General features: G+C 50.8%; 7 protein-coding genes. 3 read left to right on the top strand and 4 right to left on the bottom strand.

What is annotated here, in order from left to right; genetic code table 11:
- Positions 1-23: 23 nt before the first annotated feature.
- The 3 genes from DRJ53_RS00700 to DRJ53_RS00690 all read left to right on the top strand — a co-directional run bounded on the left by DRJ53_RS00700 (position 24) and on the right by DRJ53_RS00690 (position 8,140).
- Positions 24-3,083, top strand: coding sequence for a SusC/RagA family TonB-linked outer membrane protein (locus tag DRJ53_RS00700; RefSeq protein ID WP_206609699.1), 3,060 nt, complete (start codon positions 24-26; stop codon positions 3,081-3,083).
- Positions 3,084-3,125: 42 nt separating this feature from the next.
- A complete protein-coding gene (locus tag DRJ53_RS00695; RefSeq protein ID WP_114233666.1) occupies positions 3,126-4,649 on the top strand; it encodes a RagB/SusD family nutrient uptake outer membrane protein in 1,524 nt (507 codons plus the stop codon).
- A 101-nt stretch (positions 4,650-4,750) separates the two neighbouring features.
- Positions 4,751-8,140, top strand: coding sequence for a VCBS repeat-containing protein (locus tag DRJ53_RS00690; RefSeq protein WP_114233665.1), 3,390 nt, complete (start codon positions 4,751-4,753; stop codon positions 8,138-8,140).
- Positions 8,141-8,457: 317 nt separating this feature from the next.
- Here DRJ53_RS00690 and DRJ53_RS00685 read toward each other — a convergent pair whose 3' ends face one another.
- From DRJ53_RS00685 to DRJ53_RS00670, 4 genes are all read right to left on the bottom strand, one after another.
- Positions 8,458-9,399 (bottom strand): LysR substrate-binding domain-containing protein, encoded by a 942-nt coding sequence (locus tag DRJ53_RS00685; RefSeq protein ID WP_114233664.1) that lies wholly within the window; start codon positions 9,397-9,399, stop codon positions 8,458-8,460.
- Between the two features lie 20 nt (positions 9,400-9,419).
- Positions 9,420-11,303 (bottom strand): sensor histidine kinase, encoded by a 1,884-nt coding sequence (locus DRJ53_RS00680; protein ID WP_114233663.1) that lies wholly within the window; start codon positions 11,301-11,303, stop codon positions 9,420-9,422.
- A gap of 15 nt (positions 11,304-11,318) precedes the next feature.
- Positions 11,319-13,463, bottom strand: coding sequence for a PAS domain-containing protein (locus tag DRJ53_RS00675; protein ID WP_123893268.1), 2,145 nt, complete (start codon positions 13,461-13,463; stop codon positions 11,319-11,321).
- A 178-nt stretch (positions 13,464-13,641) separates the two neighbouring features.
- On the bottom strand, positions 13,642-14,586 hold the full coding sequence (locus DRJ53_RS00670) for an NAD-dependent epimerase/dehydratase family protein (protein ID WP_114233661.1): 945 nt from the start codon (positions 14,584-14,586) through the stop codon (positions 13,642-13,644).
- Positions 14,587-14,694: the final 108 nt, after the last annotated feature.

The following is a 14,694-nucleotide window of genomic DNA, read 5'->3' as shown; positions in this document are numbered from 1 at the left end:
AAAAAGCAAGGAACGTCCTTCTTATGTTCCTCATGCTTTTCAGTTCCCAATTAGTTTTTGCACAGGGTACCGTTCAGGGCCGTGTAATGGCTGGCGACACCGCTGTAGCCGGCGCCTCGGTACAGGTAAAAGGTACCAACGTGGGTACCCAAACGGATGCCAACGGAAATTTCACCATCACTGCGGCCCCCACCGCAACGCTGGTGATCTCGGCTGTGGGTTACGCCCCGCAGGAAATTGCCATCGACAACCGCACTTCCATTAATATTAATATGGAAGGCATGGCCACGCAAATGGAGCAGGTGGTGGTGGTAGGTTACGGTACCCAGCGCCGCGCCAACGTTACCGGCGCCATTGCCAATGTAAGTGGTAAAACGGTAGCCGAGCTGCCGGTGCCCAACATCTCCCAAGCCCTCCAGGGCCGCGTGGCAGGCGTGCAGGTAACCAACAACGGCGCCCCGGGTAACCAACCGATTGTACGCATCCGCGGTATCAGCTCTATTTCTTACGCTTCCGATCCGCTGTATGTAGTAGATGGTTTCCCCACCGGCGACCTCTCCACTATTGATACCCGGGACATTGAGTCAGTGGACGTATTGAAAGATGCTTCTGCTGCTGCTATCTACGGTTCCCGCGCCACCAATGGTGTGATCATGATCACCACCAAAAAAGGCAGAAGGGACGGCAAAGTGCAGGTGAGCCTTGATTCTTATTATGGTGTACAAGAGGTAACCAGCCGCCTCGACCTGCTAGATGCCGAAGGTTTCAAGCAATATGCCCAGGCTTACCGCGGCAGCCTGCCGGGCCGCCTGTTGGCACCGGAAGTGGACAAACCCATTTACCCCGGCGCCAGCCAAACCTATGGCCAAACCAATACCGACTGGCAGGATGCCTATTTCAAAAGAGGCAACATGACCCAGCACAATATTGGCGTTGGTGGCGGTAATGGTATTTCCCGCTTTTATGCTTCGGCCGGTTTTATGGACCAGCAGGGCACCGCTCCTACTGTTGCTTACCGGCGTTATAATTTCCGCATCAACTCGGAGCACAACATCAGCCGGATCTTTACATTCGGTCAGAACCTGTATGCTGCCTCCGCCGACCAGGCCTACGACAACAACGAAGGCCAGGCACGTTCCAACCTCGTGAACGTGATTCGCAATATGCCCCACATGCCCGTGTACGATCCAACATCCAATGGCGGCTTCCGCGGTGTAAACGCTGTACTTGACGGCGGTGACCCCACCAACCCGGTAGAAGACGCCACACTGAAAAACCCCGGTAACCGCAGCACAGCTAAAATTCTCGGTACCGCTTACCTGGAAGTAGCTTTTGCCCCATGGCTGAAGTTCCGTTCCACTTTTGGTATCGATTATGCCAACACGCTGGACTACCGCTTCTCGCCTATTTTCAACAACAATGGTACGATCAACGGTTCCAGTGCAACGGTGGCTACCATTACCAACAACCGCACATCATCGCGGGTACTGCTGTTTACCGAGCAGTTGTCGTTTGACAAAACCTTTGGCGACCACCAGATCAACGCCATCGCTGTTTACGAGCAGCAGGGTCAAAAGGTGCGTAACGAAAACACCAGCGGCCAGCAGGCCTCCAACGACCTGAAAACGCTGAACAATGCCAGCAACGTGTTTGTTCAGTCCTTGTTCAACGAAAACATGCTGATGTCGGTATTGGGTCGGGTAAACTACAATTTCCGCAACAAGTACCTTGTTAGCGCAGCCATTCGCCGCGATGGTTTGTCGGTATGGGCGCCGGGTAACAAATGGGCAACCTTCCCGTCGGCCTCAATCGGCTGGCGCATTGACCAGGAAAACTTCATGCAAAACATGCCGAAGATTTCCGAGTTGAAAGTAAGGGCTGGTTATGGTATTACGGGTATGAACGGAACCGTGCTTGGTTACACGCCATGGCAGGTAACTGTATCGGCTAACAGCGCAATTTATCCTTTCGGCAACAGCCTCACCGCCGGTCCGGCGTCTTCCATCCAGCGCCTGGGCAACCGCGAACTGGAGTGGGAAACCACAAAGCAAATGAACGTTGGTTTGGACCTGGGCCTGGTAAACAACAAGTTTACCCTGTCTGCCGAATACTTCAATCGTAAAACCGACAACCTGATCCTGAGCGTGCCCCTGCCGCCATCCCTTGGATTCATCACCAGCTCTGTATCTCAGAACGTAGGCGCCATGACCAACAGCGGTGTGGAATTACAACTGGGTTATAACGACCGCGTGGGTGATTTCCGCTGGAATGCAAGCGCCAACTTTGCTGCCATCCGTAACAAAGTAACCCGTCTTGCCGATGGTGTTACCAACATTGAAGCCGGCGCCGACAACGACTTTGGTGCTGAAAACATTACCCGCACAGAAGTTGGACAAGCCATTCAATCATTCTATGGCTATGTGGTGGACGGCATTTTCCAAAATGCTGCTGAAGTTTCGGCCCACGCCAAGCAGCGTGACGGCACAGCGCCTGGCGACCTGAAATTCCGCGACCTGAACAAAGACGGCGTAATTGATGTAAACGACCGCGAGTTCCTGGGTAGCTTTTTGCCGAAATATACCTACGCAGTGAACCTGGGCGCCAACTACCACAACTTCGACCTGTCGGTATTTTTCCAGGGCGTACAAGGCAACAAAATTTTCAACGCAACCCGTGTGATCACAGAAGGTATGGTGCGCTTCTTCAACGCCGGTACACAGGTACTGCGTGCTTGGACGCCCAACAATACCAACACTGATATTCCACGTGCTGCTTCCAGCGATCCCAACCAGAACTCACGGCCTTCAACCCGTTTCCTGGAAGATGGTTCGTACCTGCGCCTGAAAAACGTGATTCTGGCCTACAACATTCCCAATGCTGCTTTGCAAAATATCACCAAAGGTGTTGTGAGCAATTTCCGGGTGTATGTTTCGGCACAGAACCTTTTGACCTTCACCAAGTACTCGGGCTACGATCCTGAGGTGGGCAACAGAACACCTGGTTCTTCACTCACCAACGGTATCGACTTTGCCGTGTACCCGCAGCCCAAGAGCTACCAGGTTGGTGTGCAAGTGAATTTCTAAGGCAATAAATTTCAACACTGGTTGAACAACAAATGATTTTTTATGAAACGATCGATCAATAAAATTTTGGCAACAGGCCTGATCCTCGCAACTGGCATACTTGCCTGCGAGGACAAGCTTGATGTGCTTGACGGTAACAACCCTACAACAGAAAGCTATTTTACCAACGCAGTTGAACTGCAGAACGGCGTGAACGCCATTTACTCAACCCTGCGCTCCGGCTCGATGGTAGCCCGCGAATACTTCTTCCTGCACGATATGCGCGGCGCTGAGGCAGCCTCGGGCGGCCCGCAGTTGGAAGCACCCAGGGCCGAACTGCTGGAGCAAACCAACGGCGCTCCTTCCAACTCAGTTTTGGGCAACGTATGGAACGGTTGCTACCAAATGATCAACCGCGCCAACCTGGTGATTTCGAAAGCACCCGGCGTAACCGACAACACAACGCTGCGCGACCAACTGGTGGGCGAAGCAAAACTGCTGCGTGCCTGGGCTTATTTCGAGCTGGTATCGCAGTGGGGTGAAGTGCCGCTTTACACTGAACCCATCAACTCGCCTAGCGATTACAAGGGAAAATCGCCGGTGGCCGATATCTACAACCTGATCTACACCGACCTGACGGAAGCTGCGCAAAAACTGCCCGCTGTTCCCGCACAGCCCGGACGTGTAACCAGCGGCACTGCCAATGCGATCATGGGCAAGGCCAAATTGCAGCAGGCCGATTATGCCGGCGCTAAAGAAGCATTCCTGAAAGTGGTGAACTCAGGCCGCTACTCGCTGGTGCCGTTCCTGCACAACTTCGACGGCGATGTAATTTCGAACAGCAACAAAGTAGCCGATGGTCATGAGTTCAACGCCGAATCCATTTTTGAAGTGGCGTTTACCGACAAAGGTGACAACAACTTTAACTGGGGTTATAATGGCGAAGGCATTTCGCAGCCGGTGAGCACTGTACGCAACCAGGATTACGGTATGACCTGGGGTAACGTGATTCCTTCGAACCTGCTCCTGAGCCAGTTTGAAGCTAACGACCCACGTTACAAATTCACCATTTACGAGCTGGGTGACCGCATCCTTACATTTGAAGGTACCCGCCCGGGCCGCCAGCTTACCGATGCCGACTTGAACGTAGCCCAAAGCACCCGCAATGGCGTACGGTTGAAAAGAATTTTCCGCAAGTACTCCATTTATGACTGGGATGACAACGGGTTCCACCCTGGTGGCATCAATCACCGCCTCATTCGCTACGCCGATGTGCTGCTGCTACTGGCCGAATGCGAAGCAGAACTGGGCAACTTTGGCGCTGCTGCCGGTTACATCAACCAGGTGCGTAGCCGTCCGGGTGTGAACATGCCAGCGGTTACGGCCGCCAACAAAGAGCAAGCCATCCGCGCCGTTATGCGTGAAAGAATGGTTGAACTGGCCATTGAGTCGCTGAACAACATCGACATTTTGCGCTGGCGCAAAAAAGGATATTATCCTTCGATTATGCCTGATCCACGCCCCGGCCAGCAGGACCTCCTGCCGATTCCGGCTGCGGAAATTGCGGCCAACCCATTGCTGCGATAAGCATCATTATTCCATAATTTTAAAGAGGCTGCTTGCTACCTGCAAGACAGCCTCTTTAAGCATACAACATTACCGGTTACCCGTTTAGCAACACCTAGTTTATGAGCGCCACTACTCCACTCCTTTCATCCATCCGGCTGTGTTCATTTTTCATCTTTTTTCAAATGCTGGTTACCGGCTGTTCAGAAAATGAGGAACAGCAAACCATGTTTACCTCGTTGGATGCAGCGCAAACCGGTATTCATTTTACCAATACTATTGAAGAAACAGATTCGACGAAATCGTTCATCAACGAGTTTGGCTACATGGGCGGCGGCGTAGGCATTGGCGATTTTAACAACGATGGCCTAAAGGACATTTATTTTACCGGCAACCAGGTAAGGAGCCGCATGTACCTCAACAAGGGCAATAACCGGTTTGAAGACGTGACCGAAAAAGCCGGTGTGCAAACCAATATCTGGGCAACCGGTGTAAGTGTGGTGGACATCAACAGCGATGGTTACGACGATATCTATGTTTGTTCATACGGCTCCAATTTGATTAACCGCACGGCCAATCTTTTATTCATCAACCAGGCCGATGGAACGTTTAAGGAACAAGCTGCGGCCTACGGCCTTGCCGACAGCAGCTATTCATCGCAGGCAACTTTCTTTGATTATGATAAAGACGGCGATCTGGATATGTACCTCGCCAACTATATGCTGAACGGGCCCAATGCAAATACCCTGTACCGGAAAGATACAACGGGCCGCTCGGCTGCTAACGACCGCCTGTACCGTAATGATGGCGATACTAGCGGTGCCGGCCACCCGGTTTTTACTGATGTAACGCTTGCTGCCAACATTAAAGACGATGGCATGGGCTTGGGCGTGGTGGTAACCGACGTGAACGGCGACAACTGGCCGGATATATATGTGGCTAATGACTTTGTTTCGGACGATGTGCTGTGGATAAATAAAGGCGACGGCTCCTTTACTAACGGCATAGCACAAGCGCTGCAACACAGCAGCTACTCCAGCATGGGTGTGGATGCCGCCGACATCAACAACGACGGCCGCCCGGATATTACTACACTGGACATGCTCCCCGAAACCAATGAACGGAAAAAAACTTCGTACTCGCTGATGAATTATAACCGCTACGAAGCAGAGCGGAACCTGGGTTATCATCCACAGTTTGTACGCAATATGCTGCAGCTAAACAACGGCACACACCAGGTAAATGGAATTCAAATGCCCTTTTTCAGCGAGATCGGGCAAATGGCCGGCATTGCTGCAACCGATTGGAGTTGGAGTGTGCTCGTAGCGGATTTCAACAACGATAGCTGGAAGGACATGCACATCACCAACGGCATTGGCCGTGATTTTGTGAATGGTGATTTTCTTGAATTCAGTGGCGAAGTATTGAATACATCCAATTCATCGATGGCGGATAAGCAAAAAGCAATCCGCGAAAAACTTGCTTCGCTGGAGCATGTGCTGCTGCCCAATTACCTGTTTATAAACAAAGGCGATTATACTTTTTCGGATGTGTCATCAACCGCCGGCATTGGTGAACAGTCTATGTCGAACGGTGCCGCTTATGCCGATTTGGATAACGACGGCGATCTCGACCTGGTGGTGAACAACATCAACAGCAAGGCCTTTGTTTTGCTTAATAAAGCCAACGACTATAAACCGGCGAATAATCATTTTCTTAAACTAAGATTGAACGGTGCAAAACAAAACCTGCACGGCCTGGGCAGTACTGTTTATGTTTATTCGGGTGGGCAGATGCAGGTGCAGGAGCAGAACCCGGTAAAAGGATATTTTTCTACGGTTGATAATGACCTGTTATTTGGCTTAGGCAAAGCAACTACAATCGATTCGGTTGTAGTGGTGTGGCCGAACGACCGGATGCAGGTGCTGCGCCAGCTTCAGGGCGATTCAACATACACGCTTAATCAAAACGACGCAACAGTGCCGTTTCAAAAACGAACAGCTACAGCAACGCCGATTTTTGCATCTGCTAACAGTGCATTGAATATTGGGTACCTGCACCGCGAAAACCAGCACAATGATTTTGACCAGCAGCGTTTGCTGCCGCAAAAATTTTCCCGACTTGGGCCATTCATCACCACCGGCGATATCAACGGCGACGGCTTGGAAGACTTTTTTGTTGGCGGAGCATACAACGCTTCGGGACAATTGTTTTTTCAGCAAGCCAACGGCAGTTTTTCGGCACGCGATTTTACCGATAGCATTAAAATGGAAGAAGACGCCGACTGCCTGCTTTTTGACGCAGACGGCGATGCCGACCTCGACCTCATCATCACCAACGGCGAAACGATGTACCCCGATGGATCGCCGTTTCACAAGCCACGCCTTTATTTCAACGATGGCAAAGGCAATTTTACAGCGCAGCCGGATGCCATTCCGGCGACGGTAACAACTATTGCGGGCACTGTGGTTGCCGGTGATTATGATGGCGATGGCGACCAGGACCTGTTCATTGGTGGCCGTGTATCGGGCCAATTCCCTGTAGCGCCGAACAGCTATATTTTGCAAAACAACGGCGGCAGGTTTACCGACGTGACTGATAAAGTTTGCCCGAAACTGCGCAACGCCGGGATGATCACCGCCGCGGCCTGGGCCGATTATGACGGCAACGGCACCCTCGACCTGGTAGTGGCCGGCGAATGGATGCCCGTGCTGTTTTTTAGCAATGAAAAAGGCGCATTAAAAGACGCCACTGCCCTAACGGGCCTGCAGGATAACGAAGGTATGTGGCGGTCGTTGGCGGTAACCGACCTGGACGGCGATGGCGATCTGGATGTTGTTGCGGGCAACCTCGGTGCCAATTGCATTTACCACGCCGAACCCAGAAAACCCATGCAACTGATGGCGGCTGATATCGACCGCAACGGCAGCATCGATCCGGTGCTCTTTTACCACATCAAGGATGCCGACGGAAGCACCACGCTACGGCCTAACGTAAGCCGTGGGCACTTTGCCGAACAGGTACCCATGATCAAAAAAAAATACTTGCGCCACGCCAATTACGTGGAGGCAACGCCTGCTGATATATTTAAAGGCGTGGAAGAAAACAAGGTACAAAAGTTGGTGTGCAAGGAAACGAGGTCATCGATTTTTGAAAATATGGGCGGCGGACAATTTAAAAAAAGGGCACTGCCCCAACAAGCACAGTTTGCACCGGTAAATGCGATTGTGTGTACCGACATCAACGGCGATGGCATTAAAGACCTGTTGCTGGCCGGCAACGAATACCAGACAGAGGTAATGACCGGCCGCTATGATGCATCCTATGGATTGTACCTGGCGGGCAATAAGGATAAAAGCTTTACGGCGGTGGAACCGGCCCGATCTGGTTTGCTGATCAAAGGCGACGTGAAAGACTTGGCTGTGATCAATAGCCGAAACAGCAAATGGGTGCTGGCTGCGGTGAACAATGATTCATTGCGGGCATTTGGGGTAAAAGCGGCAAAACCGTGATGAGGTAAAGCTTATCTGCAAAAGATTATTTCTGAGATATTAAATGCCGAACATGATTCGGCATTTAATATTTTATACCTACGCTATCAGTTTGCACTTTCGAACTTCGGGTTTGTCATGCCGAACTTGTTTCGGCATCTCATTCGCGATAGGAAAACTCTGAAGATCGATGAGATGCCGAAACAAGTTCGGCATGACAGCTCCAGTTTTCCAAGAAGCTACCTTGAAGGCGGTTTGAAATTATGCTCGTAAACAACAATAGTTTACAAAGTCATCTACAGAAAACTATTTGTAAATTTTAGTTTGATCCTCCACTCCTACGACTCAATCCCAATCACCGTTTGATCTTTTGCAGCATTGCCCAATATGGGCATCACGCCTGCAATGATCTCAGCTTTAAGCGCCGCCAATAACCGGTTCTTAATAAAATGCCGGTAGGTAACCAAGCTGATTTCCCTAACGGGAACGGGTGGCCGAAAAGCTTTGAGCTGTTTTTTCTTTTCTGCATCGAAGGTGACCGTTGCCAGTTCAGGCACGATGGTCAATCCTTTATTAATTTCTACAATCTGCAACAGGCTTTCAATCGAGCCAGCCTCGTATTCCAGGTTGTGCAGGGCTGCGTCGCGTTTCAGGTGGCACAAACTCATCATCTGGCTGCGCAGGCAGTGGCCTTCCTGTAGCAGCCAAATACGGGCTGTATCCAGGTCCTGCGGTGCTACGTATTTTTTACGCAGCGTTTTTTCTTCTTTTGAAGTAAACACAAAAAAACGTTCGTAAAAAAGCGGATCGGTCTTCAACCCTTCATTGGGTAGCGGCGTGGCCAGTATGCCCACGTCCAGTTTATCCTGCGCCAGTTGCTCGGTGATCTGGGCAGTGTTCAGTTCGGTGATGCGCACCTGTACGCCACTGTATTTTTGTAAAAAAGAAGAAAGAAAATAAGGCAAAATATAAGGCGCCAGCGTGGGAATAATGCCGATGCGCAACTGTCCGCTCAGCTCACCTGAAGCTTCCGTGGTGATCTGTCGCAGCAGCGCGGCTTCCTTCAATACAATCCTTGCCTGTTCAATGATGCGGCGGCCGGCATCGGTGGGCACCACAGGTTGGCGGCTCCGGTCGAAGATCACTGCGTCGAGTTCATCTTCCAATTTCCGGATCATCATGCTGAGGGTAGCCTGGGTAACGTAGCAGCTATCTGCCGCCCGTGCAAAGTGCCGATGCTGGTCAACGGCTACAATGTATTCCAACTGTTGCAGGTTCATAAACGGGGCAAATATAGCCCTTAGTTAAGCGAACTATCATGACTGCGTGCAGCCAGCCCAAACGGAAATTCCACCCGCAGCCTCGTGCCTTTGCCCATAACGCTTTGGATCGACATTTCGCCCTGGTGCATTTCGGCGCGGTGCTGCATATTAGCCAGCCCCAGGCCATGCGTTTGCTGGTGCGCCTCAAAGCCCTTGCCGTTGTCTTCTATATCTATAGAAAATTTACCGCCATCCATTTGCAAATGAATGGAAACCGACGTGGCTTCGGCATGTTTGCGGATGTTGTTCAACTGTTCCTGCACCACGCGGTAAGCCGCCAGCTGCAGTTCCACCGGCAGGTTGGCATTGCGGTCGAGGCCGCTTGTATTCAGGTCGATCTCCAGCCGCGAATCTTTACCAATGATGGTAATAAAATTTTCCAGCGACCCCTGCAGCCCAATCAGTTCAAGCGTGCCGGGGTTAATGCGGTGGCTAATGTTGCGGATGTTGTTGATGCTTTGGTTGAGCAGCGTACGGCAAAACTCAAGGCGCTCCTGATCTTCGCCGCAATGCAGGTCTTGCAGCAGCAGGTGGCATGTGGTCAGCGTTTGGCTGATCTGCTCATGCAACTCAAATGAAATTTCAAATCGCTCTTTTTCCTGTGCATCAATTACGGCTTTTGAAATTGCCTGGCGGCGATGGTTTTCCTTACGGCGCAACTCCGATTCCAGTTCGCGTTGCACCGTAATATCACGCATGGCGCCAATCACCCTTATCGCTTGACCTTTCCGGTTGCGAATAATGCTGGCACGGTCGGAACAGATTTTATAATTGCCATTGAGGCAAAGAAAACGGTACTCTTCCTGCCAGGTGGTGGCATCGCTATCAAGCGCCACCTGCAGGGACTCACGGATGCGTTCACGGTCATCGGGGTGCACAAACGAATTGCGCATTTCCATAGGCGCTGTGCCGAGGTCGGTGCCAAACAGGTTGCGAAATCCTTCGCCCCGGTGCACTTCATCGGCCGCCACATCCCAGTCCCAAATGGCTTCCGACGTAGCTTTAATCACTTGCCGGAACCGTTCGTTCGATTCCTGCAACTGCTCCTGCCGCGATACATGATCGGTAATATCCAGTGCAATGCCGCCAATCCAAATCTGGCCATTGCCATTCTGGATCGGGAATTTGTACACTTTGCACAGGCGCCGCTCGCCGGATGGCAACACATATGGCTCGAGGTTTTCGGTGGCAGTATTGGCCAGCAAAACCCGTTGGTTATTTTTTAAATATTCAGCAGCAATGTCGGGTGGAAACACATCAAACAAGTTGAACTTTTCGACCTGCTCGGTGATGCCAAAAGTCTTTTTCCAAAAGTCGTTTGCGTATAAATGATTGCCTTCTTCATCCACGATCCAGGTAAAAGCCGGCGCATATTTCATGAATGCTTCAAACTTCAGTTCCTCCTGTTTCAGGTGACGGATAGCACTTTCGAGTTCCGCGTTTTTTTTATTGAGAAAACCAACCAGCTCCAGCGCTTCGTTGGTAACAGTAAGGTTGGAGCAAACCAGCAAAATATGATCTGCTTTGCCGGCTTCGTTGCGGGCCAGTGTTATGTTTAACCGAAGATGCAGGCGTTTGCCGCCTTTTTGCATAACAGATGTTTCGCCGCACCACTGGTTCGTTTCACGAAGCGAAGCAAATATCTGTTCGCGGCTTTGCCCCTGGATGCCTTCATAGCCAATCACATCATCCACCATCCAACCCTGCACTTCATCCAACGTTACTTCAAAAATATTTTCTGCTGCTTTGTTGAGGTATAAAATAGCAAAGTTGCGATCGGTGTATATGATCCCGTCGGATAATTTGTCCGTCAGCATCCGGGTGCTGGCGTCGGGTATGGGTTGATTGTTGGGACGTTCCATAGCAAAAAAATGTAATTAAAACAGAACAGTTTCGGCCACCAGCGGTATTTTTATCGAAATGCTGCAACCCTTGCCCTGTGCGGATTTCAGGTCGATGCTACCACCGTTTACTTCAATGCGGTCGTATATGTTTTTTAATCCAATACCCGTTTGAACCCGCGCAGGATCAAATCCTTTGCCATTATCGGTTACGCCAATGCTTAGTTCGTTATCTTTTACACAAATATGTATGGAGGCCTCAGTGGCCTGTGCATGTTTTAAAATATTATTGATGCACTCCTGCACAATGCGGAATGCAGCAATCTGCAATTGTTGCGGCAACTCTATGTTTTCAAAACAGCTGCATTTTTTATGATGGATGCGCAGCTTGCCGGTTTGGTTGATGTTGTCCACCATGTCGGCAATAACTGCGGGTAGGCCTTTCCGTGATAGTGTTTCCGGGCTCAGCCGGTGCGATAAATTTCTGATTTCCGCAATGGCCCGTTGCAGGTGGTCGCGGCATTTATCGAGGTACTCGTGTTGCACCGCATCAGATGTAATATCAACAAACAGTTTGCACATGGCCAATACCTGTCCCACGTTGTCGTGCAGTTCGCGGGCCAGCTCGCTACGTTCTGCCTCCTGGCCGGCAATGGTTGCCTGCGTTACGGCACGTTTCTTTTCTTCCAGTTCGAGCTGCAGCCTCTGCTTTTCGGTCACATCCTGTATCACCGAAATCATGCGCACTGCTTTGCCCGATTCGTTGCGCAAAAACACGCCCCGTTCGTGCAACACTTTAAAACGCCCGTCGGCCTTGCCGGAATGGTAGCGGTATTCGCTTTGCCATGTTTCGGCGCCGGATTCTATTGCATTGAACAGCGAGGTTTTGAAGCCTTCCAAATCAGCCGGGTGCAGGCGCTGGTAACGGTCGTTGATGCATTGCGCTTTGGCATCGTGAACTTCAATACCAGATGCAGGATCGCTGCGCCAGATGCGGTCTTTTTCAATGTCCCAATCAGCAATAACATCAGCCAAAATATTTGCGGCTTTTTCATAACGCTGCTTCAGGTATTGCAGTTCTTCTTCGCGCAGCACTTCTTGTGTAATGTTGAATGCAAAACCTGCAGCAAAGCTGCCTTCGCCGGTTTGCACCGGAAATTTATGCATCCGGTACTTTACCTCGCGACCATCAGGCAGAGAAAATTCCTGCACCTTATCCAGCGAAATACCTTCATCAATTACCCGCCGGTTCTCGTCGGAGCGCAGCGCAACTTCTTCCTCATTGAACAATTCGTTCATGCGGCGCGGTACGGCATCATTGCCCACATTAAACGCTTTGCGAAACGTCGCATTCATATACCGCTTGTTGCCCGCCGCATCAGTTGCCCAGGCCAAAGCACCGGTCTGGTCCATGATCTCTTCGAGTAAAGTTTTTACCGTAGACTGCTCCTTATGGTTTTGCTGCAGCTTTAATTGATCGGTAAGGTCGCGGTTGATGGAAACATAACCGCAAACACAGCCGCGGGTGTCTTTTACTTCAAAAATATTGCTGTAGGTAAATACTTCATTGCCATCGTGGCCCACCCACTGCACGGGACCCTGCCACTGGCCGGTGCGCCTGATTTCCTGTACCGTATGTTCAATGTTGTTGGGTGTTGGCCGTACCGAAAAATAGTCGGAAAGCTTACGGCCGGAAATCTGGTGTGCAGTGAGGCCAAACACCTGTTCCGCTTTTTTGCTAAACGAAGTAACAGCCATTTGTGCATCGTGTACCACCAGCGCATCCGAAATATGATCGAGCACCAGTTGCTGCACCTTGCTTACATAGCTGGTTTGCTTGCAGTGTGTGCTGTCCACGCCAATCCATTGCAGCCCTTCGGGATCGCCGGCGCTATCCATGATGGCGCAGATCATCCAGGTGAAATGCTGTATCGCGCCATTGTGCGACCATTGCACTTCCAGCATTTGCGAGTAGCCCGGTTGCTGCACGCAGGCATTTTTTACCCGCTCGGTATGGTATGCATCAAACAAAGGAAGCGCCTGCAGGATGGGTGTGCCAATTATTTGCTGCAGCGACAGGCCAGCCATCTGCTGCACTTCGGTGTTGGCAGCCACCACTTCCAGTTGCAGGTTGGTGACCAGTTTGTATAGTGAGATAGACGTTGAATGGCTTTCAATCATGGGATACGTGTTGGACGGATTATCAGCTTTGGTATTAAACCAGTACAAAATAACGGCAAAAAAAAGGTTGCCCGAGGCAACCTTTCGATGAACAGCAACAATAATTAGGTGAAAAACCGGGTGCTGTAACCACTGGCTATCGCTTTAAGTAGTTAGCACTACCATGCACACAGTACAATTACTTACGCAAATTTTCCAGCATATCGGTTACCATCAGTGGCAGATCGTACTGATGTTGCCAACCCCAATCGCTGCGGGCAACAGAGTCGTCGATGCTTTGCGGCCATGAGTCTGCAATAGCCTGCCGGTAATCGGGGGCAAAATCCAGTTCAAATTCGGGTAAATGCTTTTTAATTGCTGCGCCAATTTCCACCGGCGAAAACGACATCGAAGAAAGGTTGTACGAAGTGCGGACCTTGATGTTTTCAGCAGGCGCTTCCATTAGTTCGATGGTTGCACGGATGGCATCGGGCATGTACATCATGGGCAGGTAAGTATGCTCACTGAGGTAGCTGGTATAACGGCCATGCTCCAGCGCCTGGTGAAAAATATCCACCGCATAATCGGTGGTGCCGCCGCCCGGTGCCGATTTATACGAAATAAGACCCGGATAGCGAATGGAGCGCACATCCACACCGTATTTATTGAAATAATAATTGCACCAAAACTCACCGGCATATTTGCTGATGCCATACACGGTTGTAGGCTCAATGATGGTTTGCTGCGGGCATTGCTGCCTTGGCGAAGTAGGGCCAAATACCGCAATGGACGAGGGCCAGTACACCTTGGTTAGTTTTTCTTCACGGGCTATATCCAGCACATTGAGCAGGCTTTGCATGTTGAGGTGCCAGGCCAGCGCCGGATTTTTTTCGCCGGTGGCAGAAAGCATGGCAGCCAGCAAATAAATTTGGGTAATGCCCTGGCGGATCACCTGCACGTGCAGCATTTCCTTGTTCATTACATCCAGCGACACATAAGGCCCGGAGCCGTGCAGCAGGCTGTTTTCTTCGCGCAGGTCGGAGGCAATAACGTTGTTGTTTCCATAAATGGCACGCAGTGCAAGTGTTAGTTCCACGCCAATCTGGCCGGAGGCACCAATCACTAAAATTTTTTCTTTCGTCATGTGAAAACGGTTGTGCGGACAAATGTAGGTGCGGTTTGCTATGTTTTGGCGCTAATGTTTGTGCAAACGATTGGCTACCGTTTTTAACCAAAACAATCCGGTGAGGAG

Source organism: Paracnuella aquatica (assembly GCF_003332885.2).
In the GTDB taxonomy this organism is placed as follows: Bacteria; Bacteroidota; Bacteroidia; order Chitinophagales; family Chitinophagaceae; genus Flavisolibacter; species Flavisolibacter aquaticus.
This window is presented reverse-complemented; position numbering and strand designations above follow the sequence as displayed.